General features: G+C 32.6%; 11 protein-coding genes. All 11 read right to left on the reverse strand.

From position 1 onward, the window contains the following. Window positions 1–364: 364 nt before the first annotated feature. The 11 genes from NTX22_11925 to NTX22_11975 all read right to left on the reverse strand — a co-directional run bounded on the left by NTX22_11925 (window position 365) and on the right by NTX22_11975 (window position 23,007). Window positions 365–1,132 carry a response regulator gene (locus NTX22_11925; protein MCX6151227.1) on the reverse strand — a complete coding sequence of 256 codons (768 nt, stop codon included), beginning with the start codon at window positions 1,130–1,132 and terminating at the stop codon, window positions 365–367. A gap of 113 nt (window positions 1,133–1,245) precedes the next feature. Continuing rightward, window positions 1,246–2,814, reverse strand: coding sequence for an ATP-binding protein (locus NTX22_11930; GenBank protein MCX6151228.1), 1,569 nt, complete (start codon window positions 2,812–2,814; stop codon window positions 1,246–1,248). A 71-nt stretch (window positions 2,815–2,885) separates the two neighbouring features. Continuing rightward, the gene (locus NTX22_11935) at window positions 2,886–4,964 is read right to left on the reverse strand and encodes a cellulase family glycosylhydrolase (GenBank protein MCX6151229.1); all 2,079 of its coding nucleotides are present in this window, start codon (window positions 4,962–4,964) and stop codon (window positions 2,886–2,888) included. Further along, on the reverse strand, window positions 4,942–6,810 hold the full coding sequence (locus NTX22_11940) for a GDSL-type esterase/lipase family protein (GenBank protein ID MCX6151230.1): 1,869 nt from the start codon (window positions 6,808–6,810) through the stop codon (window positions 4,942–4,944). The genes NTX22_11935 and NTX22_11940 overlap by 23 nt, the downstream gene beginning before the upstream one ends. Before the next feature lie 140 nt (window positions 6,811–6,950). Continuing rightward, entirely contained in the window at window positions 6,951–9,899 is a 2,949-nt protein-coding gene (locus tag NTX22_11945) for a carbohydrate binding domain-containing protein (GenBank protein ID MCX6151231.1), read from the reverse strand. 55 nt (window positions 9,900–9,954) lie between these two features. Then, entirely contained in the window at window positions 9,955–12,567 is a 2,613-nt protein-coding gene (locus tag NTX22_11950; GenBank protein MCX6151232.1) for a CotH kinase family protein, read from the reverse strand. A gap of 239 nt (window positions 12,568–12,806) precedes the next feature. Then, window positions 12,807–14,621 (reverse strand): family 16 glycosylhydrolase, encoded by a 1,815-nt coding sequence (locus tag NTX22_11955; GenBank protein ID MCX6151233.1) that lies wholly within the window; start codon window positions 14,619–14,621, stop codon window positions 12,807–12,809. Between the two features lie 42 nt (window positions 14,622–14,663). After that, window positions 14,664–17,174: a metallophosphoesterase gene (locus NTX22_11960; protein ID MCX6151234.1), complete on the reverse strand. Its 2,511-nt coding sequence runs from the start codon at window positions 17,172–17,174 to the stop codon at window positions 14,664–14,666. Between the two features lie 435 nt (window positions 17,175–17,609). Next, window positions 17,610–18,992: a T9SS type A sorting domain-containing protein gene (locus NTX22_11965; protein ID MCX6151235.1), complete on the reverse strand. Its 1,383-nt coding sequence runs from the start codon at window positions 18,990–18,992 to the stop codon at window positions 17,610–17,612. A gap of 185 nt (window positions 18,993–19,177) precedes the next feature. Then, window positions 19,178–19,840 (reverse strand): response regulator transcription factor, encoded by a 663-nt coding sequence (locus NTX22_11970; protein MCX6151236.1) that lies wholly within the window; start codon window positions 19,838–19,840, stop codon window positions 19,178–19,180. 92 nt (window positions 19,841–19,932) lie between these two features. Next, window positions 19,933–23,007, reverse strand: coding sequence for a triple tyrosine motif-containing protein (locus tag NTX22_11975; protein ID MCX6151237.1), 3,075 nt, complete (start codon window positions 23,005–23,007; stop codon window positions 19,933–19,935). Between the last annotated feature and the right edge of the window lie 23 nt (window positions 23,008–23,030).

Raw genomic sequence — 23,030 nt, forward strand, 5'->3', positions numbered from 1 at the left:
GCCACCATGATACATTCCGCCCTGATACAAAAAAATCACTTACGCTTTGTGTGGCTCGCTTCCTTAACCATAGTGCTATTACCAGGTTGAAGACAAAATACAATGCGATAACTACTAAATCTGTAATGGTTAAATGCATCTTGGTTCCTTTAAATTAATCTTAAAAATTATCCACGAAATAACTATTACCGATGACTGTCTAAATTGAAATGATATTACATTTTTAGAATACAGTTAGAATTTTGACAAAAATTAATAAAAGAAATAATTAGTTCTTTCTAAAATGCAGTGAGTGCGTCTATTGTGCTGTAAGTAAGTCTTTATAAATTATGAACCAGGTAATAATTCAGAGAATATTCTATCTTTAGAAGTACAGATATTTTTTAAGCTTGCTAAAATATCTTTGACTAATTGTGAACGGCTGCTTAATATTTTTTAAATAAACAACATATGAGCGGTTAAAAAATTTTTCTACTCTATCTACATATTCAAAATTTATTATTGTAGAACGATGTATTCTGATGAACATATTATTAGGTAAAACATTCTCCCACTCTTTTAAAGCCTTTCTTATAACTATTTTCTTGGAATTATTTAAATATATATTTGTGTATTCATTAAAAGCTGCAATACATTCAATATCATTTATCTTTACAAATTGTGGTTTATTCCCTTCAACAATAAATAGATGCTCATTAATATTCTTTTTTAAATCCTGTTCTTCAGTAACTGCCCTTCCTGAATGAGAGCTATGTTTCATTTTTTGTTTTTTATTTAACCTTGTTTCTATGGATTTATATAAGTCAGCCGCTAAAAAAGGTTTGATGATATAATCATCTGCCCCTAAATTCATACCTTGTCTTAAGTCAGTCATTTCAGATTTAGCAGTTAAAAAAATAAATGGAATGGTAGCAGTAGCAGCAGTTTGACTTAGCATGGTTAGAACTTCATAGCCATCCATCTCTGGCATTTTAATATCGCTTATTATTAAATCCGGCAAAATTTCTTGTGCTAATTTTACACCCTCAACACCGCCATCAGCCGTAAAGGCTTTGTACCCTTTTATTTCAAGTAAATCTCTTATTCCAGTTCTAACCGGTTGTTCATCTTCAATTACTAATATTTTTTTCATCTGATTAAATTCCCAAAACGATATTTTTTATGCCGTGAAATATAATAAATATATGTTAGTCAAAATATTTACATACGTGTAACAATCTATTATATTTCTGTTTCCAAGTTTCCTCATAAAGTCGTCATTAGCGGTATGGAAACTACAAACACTGTCCCTTCATTCAATTTACTTCTGTAAGAAATTTTCCCACCATGCGATTCAACCGATCTTTTAACTATTGATAATCCTAAACCAGTCCCGGGTATGTTAATTGTATTTTTGCCCCTGTAAAAAGTTTCAAACAAGTTTTTTTGATCTTGCTCGGCAATACCAATTCCATTATCAGAGACAATAAATTCAATATTTGAATGCGATTGAACTACTTTAAAAATTACATCTCCTCCGTTTGGAGAATATTTTACTGCATTGGACAAGAGATTGGATATGATATGTTGTAAAAGTTTTTCATCTACAATGGCATGTTTATCCTTTAATAAGTAATTGAAGATAATATTGTGTCCGGGGGTTGCAATGGTGTAAATTTCTTCCACCATTTTTATGCAACAACTATGTAAATTTATTATCGAAGGATTAAATTCCCATTTTCCTAAATCAGTTTTATTAATTGTCAGAATATCATCAAGCAATCCGGTCATATATACAACTGCATTTTGAATTTTTATTATCTGTTCCAAATATTTTTCTTCTTTGCACGTTCTACCTATCATTGCAAGCAATTCAGAAGAAGTAAGAATTGTTGTAAGTGGTGTTCTAAATTCGTGGGATGCTGTAGATAAAAATCTGGACTTTAGTTCATTCAATTGTTTTTCTTTTTCAAAGGCATTTTTATGAAAAACTTCCATTTGTTTAATTTCAGTTATATCAATCAGTACACAAACAAACCCGGCAATCGATCTATCATCATTGTATAGTAGGTTTTCTGTAATCATTATACTCTTTTGATTCTCTGCATTCTCATTAAAAAATATTTCGGCTACTTTAACAAGTCCATCTTTTAGTATATCCTCATCAATTTTTTGCAACTGATTTGCAACATCCGCGGGAAAAATATTAAATACATCTCTTCCCTTAATTAATTTCCTTTGTAGATCAAAATATTTTTCAAATGAAGAATTGCAATCTATCAATAATTTATTTTTATCTTTTATAAAGATTGGATTTGCAACCGTATCAATAAGCGTTTGAAGATATGAAAGTTGATTCTTGAGTTTTTTTTCAAATGATTTTTCTTTTTTTATCTTTTCTTCTAATTGTAGATTCTCATTTTTTAAGTAAGATATTCTTTCTTCAAATGCTGCCTCAGATTTACTTTTGTGTTGTGGTTTTTTATCCAGGGTTATAATTTTTGGAAAATTATTTCCTACTATTAAACAAAAAAATAATTCATCATTTATTTCGAAAGAAATGCTATTGATTTCAACGTTACACCGTGTTCCATTTTTTAGTGAATGTATGGCATAGAATTGTTTTTTTTTAAGATGATGCAATATGCTTAAATGTGGTTTACCTGTAAGGGAATTATCAATTTTTAATAAATTCAGTTTTTGAAATTTATTTTTGCTATAACCGTAAAATTTACAGGCTGCATTATTTACTTCTTTAATCGAAAAATCTTTTGAATCGATTAACAATATTGCGGATGGATTTTTCTCAAATAATATGTTGTACTCATTACTCATTCTTATTTAGATTCCACGTAAAGCAAACTTCAAAATTCGTATTCGCTTTTCTACTTAACACCTAATAATATTTATTTAAGCAGAATCATCCTCTTCACATTTCTAAACTCTTTACCATAATTGGACCTGGCATACATTGAGTAGAAGTAAACTCCTGAGTTTAAGTCTGAACCATTAAATGGAATTTCATATTGACCGGCTGATTGAGTTTGATTGAGTAATTCTTTTACTTCTTGTCCAATCGAGTTAAATATTTTTATTGTAGTGTAGCTTTCATTTGGTAAAGAATATTTAATTATCGTTATCGGATTAAATGGATTAGGAAAATTTTGCGAAAGAGAAAAGTCCTTGGGTAAATTATTTTCTTCTTCTACTTTAGTTGGTCGCTCAACAAATTCCAAATAATTGAAATTGAAGCCTCCAAAAAAGAACTGAATTTGTAGAGAATGATCTCCGGCTGATAGAAATTTATTTTCTAGTTTTATTGTGGACCATTTTTGCCACCCACCTGTAACAGGAACTGTTATAAAATCAGAAAAATTATTTCCATCCAATTTAAGAAGAATTTTTCCACCGGCTGTGTTGGCGGCAATTCTGATAAGTGCATCATAGTTGCCTTCTTGTAAGACAGTTACGGTAAATTTTAGCCAATCTCCAGTTTCTATCCATCCAATATCAAATCCATTTGTATAAACATCAGAACACTTTTCAATATCTACTCCATCATTTCTGTATTCATATCCATTATTATAGACAGCACCTCCACCAGTGTTTTCATAAACTTTATCCTGATAAGCAAAACCTATTTTGCCAAGATCGTAATTAGCACCATAAATTCTACCCGGAATAAAACCATCTCCAAATGATATTGTCTCAGAATTCCCAGGTTGTCTAATTAGGGCATCAACAACATCTTTGTTTTGAGTGCAATTATCTATTCCAAGTTTTTCCGCTTGCTTAATTAATGCATTAGTAGCAAACTCAACTGTTGGTTTCGTAACGCTTCCACTCCAATAATCAAGAAGCTTTTGGTAGTCTGTTGTAAGTGGTGCGGACAAAGGTCCAGCTATCGAAGCAATTTTTTTATGAGGCCACCAAGCCCAGCCAATGTTATGTAGTTTCATTAGTTCAACACATTCAACAAACCAGGAGTTAGAGTTTTCTCCGGTTTCTCCTAACCAAAGCGGAACGTTAAAACTATTTTGAATATTTAAAAGATATTGTATGGATTGTGTGTTTGGTTCATTCCAGTATTTATGGAAACTGTAAACCATATTATTATCCCAAGGTGGAGTTAGTCCATTAAAGTCGGTGGCATACCAATTTCCTTCAATAAACAGAATATGGTTAGCATCTACATTCCGTATAGCATTAGTAATATTAATATAAAGCTCGCGAAGAAGATCATTATTTGCACCTAAGTTGTATGCAGTTTCGTTTATCAAATCGTATCCGCCAATCCATTCTTTATCAGAATATCTCTCAGCAATTTTTTTCCAGAGATCAACTGTTCTTGTTCGATATGAAGCATCCAACCACAATCTTGCTTCGCCGTCGCTATCGCTTATGTTGTCTTTATTCTGCGCACCTGGGGCGCAGTGCAAGTCAAGAATTAAATAAAGTTTGTTTTGCTCGCACCAACTAAGTAAACTATCGATAATTGCAAATCCTTCTTCTAAGTAAACACCAGGCTGATTTGGCGGTGTAAGCATTTTATATGTTAATGGCAATCTAATTGAATTAAATCCCCATTGTGCTATTTTATCAACGTCTCTTTTGTTCACATAATATTTTTGATAAGTTTTGTAAAATAATTCTGTGTTAGCAGTCCCAATTAGTGATTCAATTTTATTTCTTATTTGTGTTGGAGAATTTGCGAATCCCGATGTATGTAGCATATAACCTTCCGGTACAAGCCAGCCACCCAAACCAATACCACGTAAATATATTTCCTTGCCTTGCGAGTCAACGATTTTTTTTCCGCTTGTTTTAAGAAAACCTTCTGCGTTAAGATTTACCGACTGTATAATAAGAATAAATATTAAAATTAAGATTCTATGTGTGGGCATAATTGTTCCGATCTTTGTTACGAAAAAATTGCAAATTAAACCAACTAAATATGGGACATTATTTTCGTTTTTTAACTTCATTCTGAGCCAACTGAAGAACTGCTCTTCCATTAGGATAATCAGGATTTAATTCCAGGCACTTTTTAATTGCATCCAATGCTTTATCAAACTTAGCATCTCTGCCATAAGCACCGGTTAGATAGAAATAAACTTCAGCATCCAGGTGTGAGTATAATAAACTCTTTTCAAAATACTGAATAGCTTGCTTATTATTCTTCCTAGAAAAATTCACGTATCCAAGCCACTTAGTTGAAAATGCATTTGGAGATTGATTATATCTGATTAATAAGAAGGGATAGGCTTCTTCATAAAGTTTATTTTTAATAAGTAGATCAATCAAATTGTCACAATATTCAACTTGATATGGAAAAGTATTAATAAGGATACTCATTTCCTTTTTGTAAGCTGTAAAGTTTTTTTCTCTTAGAAATTTATCTGCCAATATTTTATGCGAATTGCCCCACCCAAGAGAACCAGATGCAACAAAGTAAGCCAACGAATCATAAATATTAGAAAGCTTAATCCGATTTAAGTTTTGTTCATTTACATCTTCAACATAAGGCCAATCGTTTTTTAAAATTCTTATTCTGTACAATGCAATTAACGTATCTATCTTGGAAAAATTAAATTCTGCTTTAACAATACTATCCTGTTTTTCCTGGGGAATATTTTGCGGAATTGCATTCGGTAAATATTTGTTCTGTTCCAGGACTTCAAATATTTTTTTCCCCATTAATTGGTAACCAAAAAGATTTGGATGCAAATGATCCGTCATTAAATTGTTACCAACAATTTTATTGGAACTGACAGAAGCAAACAAAGAATCAATGTTAGCCACTGGATAATTGAATTCTTTTGCCAGTTTATTAATTGTTAAATTAAATTTTTCCGGAGCACGAAAGCGAAGTAAATCCAGATCTTTTGCTAATCGAAAAAGAGAATCGGCATTGTTTTGTTTCCCAGACTTTAGCTCTGCAATTGCTTTCTCATAGATACTATCTGCACCAGCAATGTTTGCCTGATTTTTAGAGACAAATGGTTTTTGATCTTTTAAATTTGACACTAAGCTTGCTAATACAACATTTATATTATTCGCCTTAGCTAATTGAAGCATTTCACGTAAATTATCTTCAAATTGTTTTACACCCTTATTAAACAACTCTGAGTTTAGTGGAACGTACTGCCCTTTAGCTAACTTAGCCATCAATGTAGAATTACTTTGATTCGTAAAACTTTTTTTGGTAAAGATTGATGAAATCCATTTAATTGTATTCCGAAGCAATTCAGTTGTCTTAAACTTATCTACCCAAAGCGAAAATTTTATCAACCACCTTGAACTTCCAAAAGATTCTGTTGATGCAACTCCTAAAGCGCCATAATATTCATTATGCCCACCGTAGAAAATAATCAAATCAGGTTTTTGATCCAGTATACCAGGGAAAAGATCCAGCCATGTGTAAGAATTGGTTGCAGTAATTCCACAATTAATTACTTCTATTTGAGCTTCGGGATATAGTAATCGTAATCTGTCTTCAATGTAGTTTGAAAAAGATCCGTTTGGTAAATAAGGAAAACCAGCAGCGCTACTTTCTCCAACTACAAAAACGCGGAAAGCATTTTTCTTTTTCTCTTTTAAAAAGCTGGAGCTTAAAACTAAAGGTGCGTTTAGTGTGGAATGGAAATACCGTTTTGCAATGTAGTTATTAAGAGTTATTTGATTTTCATTAATTTCAATCCATTGACGCTGGTCTATGCCATAGTTAAACAATCTCAATGATAATTCAAGTACAATCAAAAGAAATATTGGAATCAATATTAGAACTAAATAAAACCATTTTGGATATTTCTTTTGTTTAAGATTTTTCATTTTAGATGTTCTGATTTAATAAATGCTAAGACTAAATAAATCAAAAAAGTCATAATTAAAATGATTTTACAAATTGATAATTATTAAATGTCTTGCTGAGAACAATTTAACAATCTGGTAATGAACAATTATTTTATTAACTACTTTAATAACAGGATTTTTTTACTTGAAGAATAATCTCCAGCATGAAAGCGTATTATATATGTTCCACTTACAACATCATTACCGGAATCATTTTTAGCATTCCAAACAATTGAATAAACTCCGGCGTTTTGCTTGCTATCAAATAATGATGCGACTTTTTTCCCAAGAATATCATAAATAATAATTTTCACTTGAGATTCTTCAGGAAGAAAATACTTAATTGTTGTTGTGCTATTAAAAGGATTCGGAAAATTCTGATCAATATGAAAACTTAGTTCTGACTCTTCGCCTTTTTCTGTAAAAGTGTTTACACCTTTCCCAAATTTTTCTATTCCATACCATAACGTTTTGTTCTGGTTTTGGTCAAATGTAACATCAAAATAATTTGAGATTGTTGGCTGCAAAGTTTTAACCTGGTTAACATTTACTCTTCCATAACTATCTAAAGGTGAAATAATAATTGAATCAGCAAAAATTTTTAGTTGGAAAGAAACGCTTATCGGCTTCATCTGCGTTGGGTTTCTTCCCCAGTTGTTATGGAAAGTATTAATCCCATCCCAAACCATTCCAGTATTTTGTGTAACGGTTGAAATTGACATTAAAGATTTTGAAGAAATCGAAAGAGAATCATTTGTTAACGTTGTCCAGGTGAAAGTCCCAAAGCCATCTGCATTTTTAATTTGTAGATTACCAATTTTAGTATTAATAAAATCATTCAGGAATCCTGCAGCTCCAATAAATTTTTTGGTATTAATAGAAATCAATCCATCAGTATTCCAGATTATCTCTTTCGTATTGCTTTTATATGGGTTAACAGGGTCATCTTGTATAGAAGTAAAATCAGTTGGAATACTGCTGTCAAAGGATTCATTTCTTAGTTCATTTATCAATGCGTTTCTTTTTGCAAAAAGTGATGGTCCCGACCAATCTCCGCTTTCATTTTTAGAAAGTAGACTAATTTGATTATTGGTGTAGTTGAGTTTTACAGTTTCAATTGATTTTGAAATGAATCCGTTTCTAAAAGCATATGCGCAGGAAGGCATCAGCGACATCATCGCAGTGTTTCTCTGAAGATCGAAATAGCTTGTTATTTTATCTGTGGACCAGTCATTGGATCCGTTGTAATCGAAAAACATAATTGCATCTGTATTATTAAAAGCGGAATACGCAGTAACAAAAATAAGTCCTTCAGTTTGATAGCGATTTGGAAAACAATAATTAACTTCGCTGATGGTGAATGGTTTACCGACCGAAGGAACCCCCGCAAAAACATCAGCTATCGAAAATCCTGATTTTGATGTAACCATCGGTTGATTGGAAATTTGCCAATCAGTTGCAGACCAGGGAATATTTGGGAATGAAGGATGATCCCAATAAGTGTGGTTGTCAATATAATCTAATTTGGATTGAGTTGTTAAATCGCCAGGTCCAACATTCCAGTTTGAACCAACAATTGGCACTTTAACTTTAAGTATGTTCACCAGATAATTTTTCATATCAGCAAAATAATCATCCTGAAGATTTATATAGAATGCTGACATATTTTTTACGCGTGCATCAGTAAATTTCACAGCCTCAGAATAATCAATTCTAAGTACTGAACTATTCTCAACCAACTCACCAGGCATCAAACCAGTTTTACCAGTTAATCCAAGTTTAATTTCATCGAACCAATAATTGCCAATTGAATTATTAAATTGAAATGCTAATCTTGTATTGCTGCAGTTATCACTAGCTTTGAAAGTAAAGGAATATACTTTCCAGTTGCTATTGATATTGAATTCTTTCCAGGCATATCCTGTCCACGGAGAAGTTTCCTCTCCAACTGAAACAAAAATTTTTTTATTGCCATCGGCTCGGGCTGCAAACTCAACTGAATAGATTGAATCTTTCAAGATTTTTAAATTCACTTGCTTCCACTGAATATGCCAGCTTGTACCAGAAACTTTTGTAACTGTTACTTTAGCAGATAAAAATCCTTGATAAGGATTAATAACATCTTTTGTTTGTTGGGCAGAAGCATTCGGTGAGTCCAACTCAACTTGCCAGTTATTTAACGCCGCAACAGATTCAAAGTCACCATTTTTAATCAGGTTAGAAAAATTTCCGTTAGTTGCATCAGCATTCCAGCTATTAGCAAGGTTTTGTGTTGAAGTATATTTCCCGGAAAGAAATTTATTCCACAAACTGTCGAGCATTCTGTTATGCCGCCATATTAGTTTTCCTCCATCACCAAAAGTTTTAAGCACATTATCGCGCCACATTCGATACAAAGAATTCTCATTTGTAATTTCTAACATTGCCATTACAGGGTCGTCAACAAGCGGTAAATTGGTGTAAGGATTAATGTGTGTTAAAAGCTGCTGTGCATATTCCTTTTGTAGTTGAATTAAATAAGGATCAAAAATAGTAACCCCTTTTCCATAATCAGGAATTGAATCGGCATTTGCTACGCCATCCATTTCTTTAAATGCCCGAGCAACATGTAGGTTAATATTAGCATAGATGCTATTCTTTTTTAACGCTGCAATCAAACATTCAAAATTATCAAGATAAAAAGGATTTAATGAACGAGTATTTACTGCATCTGCAAATAAACTTCTTTCGCTCCAGGCATTATCCATATGATGAAATCGTACCAGGTTAAAACCCATCTTTCTCAGTCTTCCAGCAATAGCGTCTGCTTTATCAGGATCTGGAAAAGCTCCATCAGCAACTAAGTTTGTTCCCCAAAAACGAATTGGAGTTCCTCCTATTGCAAAATTTCCATTTGAGTTTACTGAAACAAATTCTGTAATTACATGAGCAGGAAATACAGGAAGAAATTTTTGTGATGTGGAATCATCCCATGGAAGATTAAAATTGAAACCACCAGAAAAATTTTGTGCTGTAAGAATTATATTAAAAGAGAATATAGCTGCCAGAACCAGAAATAATTTCATCATTTTCATGTTATTAAAATTAATTATTGTCATTGTAAATCATTTTCTTATTCATTTTTTATTTTAAATAAACCATCTTCTTGCTTTTTGTTCCGGATAAAGTTTCCAAACAGTAAAAATAAATTCCACTTGTTAATCCTGGCTTTCCGTCAGGTAGATTTGAAGCATCAAAATCAAGGGAATATTCTCCAGGACCTTTTTCACTATTTAGAAGCGTGGCTACTTCGTTACCCAATACATCAAAAATTTTTAAACTCGTATGAGAATGGTTTGCCAAGTGCCATTTAATAATTGTAGATGAATTAAATGGATTAGGATAATTCTGGTACAGAAAAAAATCATCAGGAATGGATGAGTTTAATTCTTCACCAATTGAAGTAAAAGCATCATTAATTTTTCCAGGTGTTCCTTTAGTAAATGAAGCGCCCCAGTTTTGCGGCAGAGAATTATCCTGATGCGGATTTTTTAATTCAAGAGTTGCGCCTTTACCATCTGGTTCTGTTGGCCAGGCCGAGTTGTTTTTATAAGTAAGTGAGTCAGCAATATTCAGGTTATTATCATAAAGCCTAATTTTTTCTCCCTCGCTATTTAATCCAAAATTAAAATTCCCAATTCTATTTTTAACATTTGGAAAGAGCGCTGAAAATTTAGAAGTATCTCTGCATAAAACTAAATATTGATCGCTCCCAACCATCGTTCTCTTAGGAATTACGAATGAATGTGTGTCATCACCATCTTTAAATACCCAGTCAAAAATATCAATTGAAGAGGATGAACAGTTGTATAGCTCAACCCAATCTTCAGTATCAAATGAAGAAGCAGAATTATAATTTATTTCATTAATAACAACAGATGTATTTGTACTATCAACTTCGAAAAGTGCTGTAACTGAAACATTATTTGATAGAGCTAAAGAAATAGTTGATGAATTTGTATCATCAACTCCTGTCCACTCTTTAAATTTATACCCGGCATTAGGTACAGCCGTTAGCTTGATTGGAATACCAAGGAAATAGTTTCCTCGCCATGGAAAATCATTTAAAGTAAGCGAGTTAAGAACTATTCTGCCGGCATTTTCCGGAAAAGAATTTACCGAAACTGTTGCAACTCCGCTTAGGTTAAATTTTTGAGCAAAATGAGAAAGCATAAATATTACTCTTTTATCCGCAAAGTTTTCTAAAACAGCCACTCGTTTGTTCCAATCTGTTAGAGTTCCACCGTTCCATCGTTTTAAATGTCGTGTTATTTCTGGTTCAATATTATTTTTAAACTGTTTGATTTTTTTTATAACGGTATCAGCGATGAAAATTGAATTTGCATAATCGGAAAAACGAGTAATAAAATTATTTTTGAATTCAGTGCTTACTAATAATTTTCTTAAAAGCAATGTAGACCAGGGTGGATTAGGCCAATTTGGACCGTTAGCAGCCGTTGCATCTTCTAACATATTATGTTTATATGCAAATTGATCGAATAAGCCAAAACCAAAATCCGTATCATATAAAATCCAGCGCCACTTTCCAGAAGGGCTCTGGGGACACCAGAATTTAATATTGTTGCCGGGCCAGTCCGTATTATCAAAATAAATTTGGGAAACCAAATAGCTTATATATTCATCAATATCAATCTTCGATTTAATATAATTGTAAATAGCTGGATTATTAATATCATATTTGGAAATGAAATTCATTAATGATTTATAATCAACATTACTACCTGTTACCACAGAACCATCTGTTTCAAGAATATTTATGCTGTCGGGATTTAAATCATGATGGGAAGCAATATAATGTTCATTTACTTTTTCTCTGATATCATGAATTCCCCAGTATTCCCCATTTATAAAAACCACGGCAGGATGGTAAGCAAGTACATCAACACCAGTATTATTAATCAGAGAATGCATTAGCGCATCTCTTAGCATTGTATTATTCCAATCGTTTCCGGAATTGCGTAAAACGATACTTTCAAATTTATCCAACGGCAGGTTATTAAAAAATTTGTAATTGATATTTTTGAAACCATATTTATTCCGGGCAAATATTGCAAGCGATTTTTGATTTTGTGCTCTTCCATAGGTGCCATAAATTTTTACTCCGGCATCTATACTAAATGCTAAACTACCATCCGGCTCAAATAACTCAACATGAATTGGTCTTTCCCAATCTTGCCAAAAATTAGCACCAAAGTATGGATACACTGGATTTGCACTATCCCCAAACACGTATATTCCATAATTATTATCCCAAAGATTTTCCGGATTTGTTGAAATGGAAAAAATCTGCAAAGTTGTCTTTTCATTTATAAAATAGGTGTGGGTTACCGATTTACTCCTAAGTGAATCGGAAATGAAAGAGCAAGCTCTTACCACCGTCGTCTTTGCAATAAGAATCTTGTTAATATATTTGGTTGAATTATTTGTTGGTTCGGAACCATCCAGTGTGTAAAAAACATTTTCAGTTGATTGAATTGGATTTAGCTCAAGATAAAATGATGAATTATAAAACCCACCTTCAGCAGAAAATTGTGGCGGGATAAGTGACGTATCTATTTGCGCTGTTTGTGGTGGCGAATATAAATCCTGTAACTTATCTAAAGAATTAGACTGAGAAAAAATTCTAATGGAAATAACGGTAAGGACTATAAATATTTTAAATGAGTTCTGATTCATTAAGTATTAATTATCTCCAGTTTGATCTTTATACAATCGAATTAAAAGTAAAAAATTCAATCGTAATATACCCGTAAATAAGATATTAATAAAATTAAAGATCGTTAGGAAGGTATTATAATTACTGCCCCTTGGACAATTATTCGAATTGTTGTTTGGATTCTTAGCATAAACCGTTTTACTAATAATTGAACCCAGATAGATAATTTCTCGAAAGGATTCAATTAAATAAATTTGAACTAATTTAATAAAATTAATTTCTTCGATTGTAGAAAGTCTTTTCCTTTTAACGAATAAAAATAAACATTCGAGCTAAGATGTTTTCCCGCGCCATCAATTGCATTCCAAATAAACTCATTCTTACCTGGTTTAACAATTCCTAAATCTCTAAAAAAAATTTGTTTTCCCAGTATATCGTGAATAAAAAGACTTAAATGCTCTTCCCGCTGTAAATAAAATTGTATCTTTGTTGTGCCATTAAATGGATTAGGAAAATTCTGTCCAAGAATAAACGAAGATGGAAATTCTTTTGATTCATTAAGAATACCAGTTGAAGCATCTTCAATAATAATTCCATTCAACAAAGTTCTATTAATCTGTGCCGCCAAATTTATTTCTAATATTTCATCAGTTACAGAAACATTTTGTATCGTTAACTCATAGGCAGTGTTTATACCAGCAATCTTAAATAGATCAAGATCTTTAACTTCAACTTTACCTTCCACATAAACATCAAAAACCCGGCTTTCATTCTGCGAGAAAAAATTTTCCGCCATCATCAGCTTTAACCTGTAAGTTCCATTTGGCACTCTTACTTTGTAACCAACAAGACCAAATCTTTCACTTCTATAAATTGCATCTTCATCAGTTCCATTTATTTGAAGAGTGGAAGGATATTGTGTTATTGATCCATCCATGTAACCATACTCCGCACTCTCCTTCCATGGCTGGTCCGCAAGATAATCACCATTTGCTAATCCGCCAACATCTATTTTAATAGGAAAAACAACTGGCTTGGGCATGTTTATGGTTACTGCCTTTAATGAAGAAATGTTTTGTGGAATTGCTCTATCTTTTATTTTTTGTGCTATTACATTATAAGTCTTGGATAAATCAAAATTAGTTAAATAAAGCATAACACTTTTCTGATCTGGGAGAAGGCTTGCACTATCAACAGTTACGTTTGGAATAAGATAATTAGCTTTATTTTCACTGCTTGCTTTATCAAGTTCCTCAGAAAAATTTACAACAACTTTATTTACAGATGCACGTGCAGAAACAAGCGAAGGAGGAAGTTTATCAGTATATCCTAAATTTGTTTTATCAGTAAGACAAAGAATAAGATTGCCATCCTTGAAAACCGCATTCTCTACCATAAAGTCGCAATTGTTTCCGTCAAATGTATGTGTTGCTTTTTCCCATCTAGACTGATCCCAAGAATCAAAATTATCTGTCCACACATTTGTAAAGTTATTGTTTGTTCCATAATTGCCGGAATCTGGAGTAAAGGAGTAATAACTTACAAAGTCATAGTAAGAGAAAGCTGGAAGAGAATTAACATCCAATACCCCCGCCCAATCCACATATGCCGGAGGCCAAACATTCATCATTATTTTTTGTGGAAGGGTTAGTGTTTGAATATGAGCACCGGTTTGACGGTAAACTTCTTCACCATCGATAAACCATGCAACATATTGAGGAGTCCATTCAAACGCATAAGTGTGGTAATCTTCACCAGGATTAAAATTTACAGGTTGGGCACGAACATGATTCGTTTGCCCTGGAGTTATAGTATTAAACTGAGCTTCATTATTATATCTTCCCATTATCTCAAGGTCAATTTCGTTCCATTTAGAAGTACCGCCACCTCCATCGTAATAAGTAAAAAAGGAAGCCAGCATTCCTTCGCGTTGTGCAGACTTATATCTTACTTCAAATCTTCCATAAGTATATGCTTCTTTTGTTCTGTATTCAGCACCTTTAAAATTCTTTGCCATTAAAGAATTTGAAAGTAGAAAAGCAAATAGTAAGAATAAAATTGTTGCTTTTTTCATAATAAAAAATCTCATGTTTAATTAATTTTTAAAATTTCATTTTTATTTAATCAAAATAAGTTTTTTTGTTGAAACAAAATTACCGGCTTTTAACTGGTAGTAATAGATTCCACTTGATAAATTACCAGCATTAAAATGTAGATCGTACCTGCCTACCTGTTTATCTTCATTAACAAGTACAAACAGTTCCTTGCCCAATATATCATAAATTTTTAATGATACAAAACCAGCTTCCGGTATTTGATAATGTATGGTTGTAGTTGGATTAAATGGGTTTGGAAAATTCTGTTGTAATGCATAAACAGTAGGAACAGAATTATCTTCAACTCCAGTAGAAATGTCAAACGGAACATTATCAGACCAGGCACTCCACCGAAGGTTATGATCGCGATATCTAACTCTATAATAATATTGTTTATTATCTGCAAAATGCGATTTGGTTAGTGTAAGTTTCGTCAGATCAATTCCAGCATTTTTATCAATAGGATTAAAATTAGAATCTACACCATAAATGTCTTCCCAGTTGGAAATTGAATCAATTACTGTTGGATTAAAATTAGGATTGTCACTAATCTGAATTCTTGAACTCATCAAAGAATCACTGCCAGAATATGCCGAAGAATTGAAAACAAGATTATTCGTACTCTTAATTGGATTATTTGCAACAGGTTTGCCCGGTGCAGTTTGATTTAACTTTCTGTACCATCTATCCATAAGTTTAGAGTTAAGAGGTTTACTTGCATTACCAAGGCTATACATTGAAGATTCATACGATTTTTTTGCCACATCAATTTCCATTAACTGAAAATGATAGTGATCTAATGCTACATGAATTTGAGGATAATCATGATTTATAAATTCACCCCAATTATCAGTTTCACCGCCACCGCCACCAGCACATACAATCCTAAAATCTCCATTATCTTTATCTGATTCAATAGTTCCTCTTTCAAATGCATGAGTGTGCCCGTATGTTACCTGTTGTACTTTAGAGTACTTTTTCAATATTGGAAATAATTCATTTAATACCCATTTAGGTCCAGCATCAAAAGTTAATGCTTCAACCCATAATTCAGTAAATGGCATGTGGTGGAAAATAAAGAAAACAAAATCTATTTTAGGATCATTCTCAAATTCCTTTAATTTTGCTTCTACCAAAATTTTCTGAAGAACCCCGGCTGATTTAACAATATTAGTATTCAAACTAATAATAGCTGTATTTCCAATTGTGAATGAATAAAATTTTTCATTCTGTGCGTTTGGAGCTGGTAAAAATGAAAAATCATCATAATGGAAATAATCATAATAGAATTGGCTTTCACCTTCGTGATTGCCGATTGTTGTCATAATTGGAACATATGGTGAGATTGGCGAAAAAGGAGCAAAGTATTGGTCAGTAAATTGATTTACCGCGTTTCCGCTTACAACCAAATCTCCTGAATGCAGAACCAGATTAACTTGATTCTGAAAATCAGATCCATATAATTGCTCAACTTTTTGTTTTGCTGCTCTAATAACTTTTGAAGCCATCGTTGTATCGTTCGAATGTGTATCACTGAATTGGAGAATTCTTATTTTTCCGGTAAAGCCAGAGTCCGGAAATGTTTTGAACGAGTATACTTTTGATTCGCCGGTTCCACTTACGGCTTTATAAAAATAGCTGGTATTTGGTTGCAAACCCGTTAGTTTAACGGTGTGCCAGCGGTATGGGTCGCTTATAATTTCACTTGTTCCTGTTGTAGTTTGTCCCAATGCTTCTGTGGTTCCATATTCAACTCTTGTAAATGCAGATGCAGTATCGTGCCAGCAAACATAAATTGAATTAGGTGTTGGTGTTTGCAGATATGGATGCAATACTAACTGCTTAATTCCTGTTTGATGTCCAAATCCACCCAAATTTTTAATCTCTTGCTCTGATAAAGAATAATTCCATATTTTTAATTCAGCGCAAGATATTTCGGAGTCTTCGCCATCATTATCTGCAAAGATTAATAGAACATCGTTAAGTGAAAATCTGCCATCAATAACCTGAACATTTCCATTCTGAATTAATTGTCCATCCAGATAATATTTATATTGTAAACCATTTTTTACTGAAACAATTAAACGATACCACTCATCATTTTTTACCTGCATATTTGAATAACCCGTTGCTGCAACACCAATATTTCCAGTCGTGTTAATAAAGCAATCACCATCATCAGAATTAGCCGGATTTGTTTGAAAAAATGAATACCAAGTACCATTTGCCGGGATTTTAAAATCTATTTGAATTGAATATTCGTTAACACGAATTCCGCCACCATTTGCTATAATTCCATGTGTCATTTTATAATAGCTTCCAATGCCAATTTTAGCCGCACCATTTCCGGCGGCTGGTCCTTCAACGCTTTCCTGTGAACCGACAAGCTCAAGATCAGTTCCGATTTCGGACTTGGTAAGGTTCGTAGGTTCATCAAACTTCCATTGACCAACAGGATTAGGTGTTTGAGATAGAATTGTTTGAAAACAAATTAGAATAAAGATGAGCAACGTGCTGTTAAGTTTTTTCATTTTGTACCTTGTTAAATTGTCTTTTTCCCTTTCTCCGCAAAGAAAATATGGAGGAAAAATAGAATCATTCCTTTGTATTAACAATCGCATGTTTATGGTATTTTATTTGTTCTCCGGGCTCTTGTAAACATTTTCAAAATTTTACGTACAGACTTCTTGGTAATGGCGGTGTAATAACTCTTAAGCCAGCAGTCTGATATTAAATAAAATTGGAATGCGAGATTTGTTTGATTCCAAATTAGTGGATTGGAATTTTGCTTTATCTTCTTTTTGGGGCTTATAGAGAATTATTAAATTGTTTCTAATTCCAAAGTCATTTCTTTTTAAAACAAATTATCGCAAGCTCAGCGATTTTTTTTACAAACACAACTTAAGGATTAGACAAATAACCTTATGAAAAGCAATCGGATTGTAAAACTTTTTATATGTTGTTTCTTATTTTAACAATACCATAGGTTTTGTCTGGATATTATTTTCACAGATTAATTGATAATAATAAATTCCAGAAGATAAATTTTTAGCATTAAAAACTTCTTTATAACTCCCGGCGCTTTTGTACTCATTAACAATCGTTTGGATCTCAGATCCTAATGCATTATAAATAACTATTTTTACCTTACCGGGTTTAGCAATTAAATATTCAATTGTTGTAGATGGGTTAAAAGGATTTGGATAATTTTGTATAAGTTGAAAATTAGTAGGTGCTTGTGCAACATAACTATTTTCTACATCACTAAGCCATCCTGTTTTTTCAGTAATATAAGCTGCAAGGTTTTGTCCCATTTCCTTATGATGGCGTATGCGTGGATGCTTAGTCCAGGTTGAACTAAATGGGAAAAAATATGTACCAATATTTGAATCATTATCTTCAACCCGCAAATTTTCCACAGCATTTTTAATATACCCGGGCCAACGTGAACCAGTTTTTGTAGCATCCATACTACCTAATGTACAAACTATAAAAGCATTTGGATGATGGTTTCTGATTTCCCGAACAAAATCTGCATATGCTTTAGTAATTTGAGTTGAATCCGGAACAGGATTCAATTTGTAAGTAAGCCAACTATCATTCTGAAAAAGATTTATTACAACAACATCCGGAATGAATTGACTAAAATCCCAATTACTGTCTGGCTTTTCTGGATCCAAACGATAATAATATTGAGACATAACCATATTAAACCAACTGATCATAATACCAATGCCGCTTTTTGCAATACACATATATTCAGCATTCAATAAACGCGAAGCTACTGCACCATACGCCAAAAAATTGTTTTCATATTTCAGGTTATCATCGGCATAAGAATCCGGTGCTTCATTTCCCATACCGCAAGTAATAGAATCTCCATAAAATAATATTTTTCGTTCATGTCTCGCCGGTGGTTCGTGGAGTGTTTTCCCATCACCAATTTCAATTCCTAAAAATTTTGTAGAGCCGGTAGATGCTTCAGTACGGCGAAAAATAAGAAGGCTATGAACTGTATCTGTAAGCGTTGTTGAAATAGCATAGCTGTTAATTCCTGCTTTGCAATCAATTAGATATGGATGTTCATAATCTTCATCAATAAAAACATTATAAAAGGATTGACCGGTGGAATCATTTAATAAAACAGCGATTGAAGTGCCTTCAAAATTAGCTTTAATATATGTTCCAGGCCAATAAATCACAGGTTTATCCGGTACAGCAAAGTTAATTCTTCCATTAAACTGAAAATTTGGGTTGTCTGCAGTTATTGTAGTTCCATTCAATTTGGATATTAGAATAAAAATAAATATTGGAATTATTAATAATGATTTTACATTATTCCTGATCATTTCAAAACCTCTTGCAAATTTAAACATGGATGATTATTGGCTGCGTAGAAAATTAAATTTTTACTTTATATACCACAATCGCATGTTCATGGTATCTTACAAATTACTTGAGTTTCCGGAAGCATATTTGAAAAGTAAATTGTTTTTTAACTTGGGGCGATTGCCAGTTGCACGTGTAATTAAAATTAAATAAACAATAAATTTTCTTTATAGACTTTTGAAATTACCCCAGCCTGTGTATTTACGTGAAGTTTTTTATATATGTTTTTAACGTGTGTGTTAACGGTATGAAAACTTAAAAATATTTTATCTGCTATTTGTTGTTTTGTTATACCGGAGATAATATACTGCAGAATTTCTTTTTCCCGCTCAGTTAGTCCATAGTCGTTTTTCTTTGGTTTCAAGCGTGCAAACATTTCCAAAACTTTATGAGCAATCTTCATATTCATCGGAGCCCCGCCTGCCAAAACTTCTTTTATAGAGTCAATTATTTTTTCCGGAGATGAATCTTTTAGCAAATATCCGGAAGCTCCTGCGCATAATGCATCAAAAACATTATCGTTATCATCATAAACAGTAAGAATTAAAATTTGAGCCGATGGTGAAATAGCTTTAAATTTTTCAATACCCATAATTCCACTCATACCAGGAAGCCCAATATCAAGTAAAATTATTTCAGGACTATTCTTTTGTGTTAATAATTCAAGTGCATCTTCACACGAAGGAAAGGAATGAGAACATTTCATTCCTGGTGTCCGATCAATTAATCCTGCCAATGTTTTTCTATACCGCAGGTTATCTTCAATTATCCAAATATCTATTTGCGCTGTCGAATTTTCTGAACTCACTTTTACCTTTTGGTGTAATTATTAATTCAAATGTAATGATAAATAAAAATTGCAGCCATACCACGTTTGTGTCATTTAAAAAGAAATTATTCCTATGAATGGATTTGCAATTTGATGGAAGTACCCTTTTCTTCTTCGGATAAAATAAAAAGTTTAGCATTCATTTTTTCAGCGCGTCTTTTCATGTTTTTTAGTCCATTGTTTCCTTTAACAGTATCAATATTAAATCCTTTTCCATTATCATTTATTAACAACTGAAAATTCTTTGAATCTCCTGACAATTCAACAGAGCATTTTGTTGCATTGGCATGTCTTATTACATTTGTAAGAGCCTCTTTATACATCAGAAAAATGTTCCTTCTAATTTCAAGATTAAAAGCTTCAAGGTTAATTCCGGTTGAAGCATTAAAAGACCATTCCAGGTTTGATAAGATTTTTGCTGCAGTTTCTTTCATCTTGAAAATAATATCTTCACTTACATCGTTCCTTGGATTGATGAACCAAATAATATCTCTCATTGCCTCAACTGTTTCTTTAGCAGTTTTACTTATATCAGAGGAAAGCTCATGTTCTGTCTTGTTTAATAAATTACTTTGCATAAGCGTTTGGCTATCCACACTTATACTGCTTAAATTACTTCCGATTTCATCATGAAGATCGCTTGCAATATTAAATCTTATTCTTTCTATTTTTAAAAGCTGATTGATTCTATAACGATATCCGATGACGCCGATAACCAGCAAAATAATGAGAACTAATATCTTGAACCACCAGGTATTCCACCAGGCTGGTAAGATTATAATTTTTAATATTTTTGGTTTCCCCCAAATTCCATCTGCATTGGTTGCCATTACAAAAAAGCGGTATTGTCCCTGCCGTATATCTGTGTAATAAGCTGTTGTTCTTGTTCCTGCATTTACCCAATCAGGGTCAATCCCCTCAAGCTTGTAAGCAAATTTATGTTTGTAAACCGGCATCAGATCGAGTGCATTAAAATCAATTGAGAAGAAATTTTGATTATACTTTAATACAATTTCATTTGTAGTTAAAAGAGAATTTGGTAATGGTGTTTCAACATCAAAAACTTTAAATGAAGCCAGAACTACCGGCGGACCTACCGGATCAATTTTAATTGAATCAGGGACAAATGATATAAAACCATCTATTCCACCAAAGAACATTGTTCCTTCTCTATTCTTAAAGTAAGAATGCCAGTTGAATTGATTATTAATTAATCCATCATTTTCATCATAAATTCTAAAAGATCCGCTAGTTTGATTAAACTTTGCCAAACCTTTCATCGTGCTAATCCAAAGATCATTATGGTTATCTTCCATTATTCCAAAAACCACATCGTTCGGAAGCCCGTTTAATGTTGTATAATGTTTAAATTTTCCTGTGGATTTTTCAAATTTATTTAGTCCACCACTAAATGTTCCTATCCAAATAATTCCTTGTTTATCCTGGAAAACACAGGATACTTTATTTCCGCTAATAGAATTATCATTATTTGTTTGCGGTAAATAATGAAATAATCTTTTAATATTTGGATCATACCTGTAAAGACCATCCAGCCACGTTCCAATCCAAATGTTCTTTTCCCTATCCTCAAAAAGTGCATTAACAGATATTGCTTTGGGAAATCGATCTGCACTATTTTTTATTTCAGGATCAAATGGAAGAAATATTTCTTTCTTGGTATCAAAAATCTGTAATGCTTCGTTAGAACCTATTAAGAATAACCCATTGCTTGTTTCTAATATTTGCTGAATCCAATTTGATCTTAGTGATAAAGAATTTCCAGGAATGTTTATGTAGTGTTTAAATCTGTTTGTAACCGGGTCATAACGATTTAGACCATTATTGCTTGTACCGATCCAAATTATTCCATTTTTATCTTCATAAATAGCAACAACATCATCAGCGCTTAGGCTGTTGGTGTTGGTATGATCAAATCCAAAATGACGAATATTGTTTGTCTTAGGATCTATACAATCAAAGCCACCGCCGCCATAGCTTATCCACAATTTTTTATTTCTTCCTTCAATTATACCACTAACAACTCTTCCGCCGAGTCCCGGTTTTTTTAGAGGCATATATCTGTATTGATTGAAAGATTTTGTCATCAGTAATTTATTTAATCCATCTTCAGTTCCAATCCAAATGTTCTTTTGATGATCTTCATATAACCAGCGGATTCTATTACACACCAATGAAGGAGTATTATCATCTTCATTATAAAAATGAGTGAAATGTAATTTGCCTAACGTATCATTTTCTAATAAGAAAAGTCCGCTATAGTTATAACTCCCAATCCATGTTCTATTTTTATGATCAACCAAAGTTTGTCTGATAGCAGTTGATAAAAGATTTCTATTGGAGGATGGAATATTCGGATTGTGAGTAATTGTATTGGAATTAATATTAATTAAATCCAGACCGCTATCTGTACTAATTAGTAATGAATGATCAAAAGTTTTAGAAATGTACCAGATTCTGTTATTTGACAAAGAATTTGGATTGCTTTGTTGGTGAGTATATTGAACTGTTTGTCCATTAACAGGATTAAATTTTATAAGTCCGCTGCCCCACGTTCCAACCCAAAGATTGTTTTGATCATCCTCCGCTAATTCCATAATGTTGTTGTCTGGAAAGGAAAATCCGTTTATAGAATCTTTATTATATGTTGTAATGTTCCGGGATTTTGGATTTAATTTATTCAATCCATTAGTTGTTGTTCCAAACCAAATATTTTTCAAGTGGTCTTCAAAAATACATTGAATGTAAAGATCTTCTTCGGGTTTGTTTATTTTAATGAAGGATTCATGAACTGGATCGTATTTGCACAAACCTCTACCCCAGGTTCCAACCCACAAAACTCCATCCTTACTTTCCAGTAAATACATAATATAATTTTCAGGAAGTGAGTTTGGATCCGAAGGATTGTTTTTAAATATTTTAAATGATTGACCATCATACCGGTTCAAGCCGTCTTTGGTGGCAATCCACAAATAACCATCTGATGATTGCGTAATACAATTGATGGAGTTGTTAGAGAGCCCATTGTTAATATTGAATTTTTCAAATTTGATATAACTGAATTGCGCTTGAACTATAACCTGACAGAATATAAAAATCATGATTATATTAAAAATGTATTTGATCATAGTTCTGGCAAAGTATCTTTAGG

The sequence above is a fragment of the Ignavibacteriales bacterium genome (assembly GCA_026390815.1).
Taxonomy (GTDB): Bacteria; Bacteroidota; Ignavibacteria; order Ignavibacteriales; family SURF-24; genus JAPLFH01.

Bases quoted from the DNA above. Each gene is read 5' to 3' on its own strand.
- NTX22_11940 (MCX6151230.1), bottom strand. From the start codon at position 6,810: ATGAAAAATCTTAAACAAAAGAAATATCCAAAATGGTTTTATTTAGTT.
- NTX22_11930 (MCX6151228.1), bottom strand. From the start codon at position 2,814: ATGAGTAATGAGTACAACATATTATTTGAGAAAAATCCATCCGCAATA.
- NTX22_11960 (MCX6151234.1), bottom strand. From the start codon at position 17,174: ATGAAAAAACTTAACAGCACGTTGCTCATCTTTATTCTAATTTGTTTT.
- NTX22_11965 (MCX6151235.1), bottom strand. From the start codon at position 18,992: ATGATCAGGAATAATGTAAAATCATTATTAATAATTCCAATATTTATT.
- NTX22_11950 (MCX6151232.1), bottom strand. From the start codon at position 12,567: ATGAATCAGAACTCATTTAAAATATTTATAGTCCTTACCGTTATTTCC.
- NTX22_11945 (MCX6151231.1), bottom strand. From the start codon at position 9,899: ATGATGAAATTATTTCTGGTTCTGGCAGCTATATTCTCTTTTAATATA.
- NTX22_11955 (MCX6151233.1), bottom strand. From the start codon at position 14,621: ATGAAAAAAGCAACAATTTTATTCTTACTATTTGCTTTTCTACTTTCA.
- NTX22_11975 (MCX6151237.1), bottom strand. From the start codon at position 23,007: ATGATCAAATACATTTTTAATATAATCATGATTTTTATATTCTGTCAG.
- NTX22_11935 (MCX6151229.1), bottom strand. From the start codon at position 4,964: ATGAAGTTAAAAAACGAAAATAATGTCCCATATTTAGTTGGTTTAATT.
- NTX22_11925 (MCX6151227.1), bottom strand. From the start codon at position 1,132: ATGAAAAAAATATTAGTAATTGAAGATGAACAACCGGTTAGAACTGGA.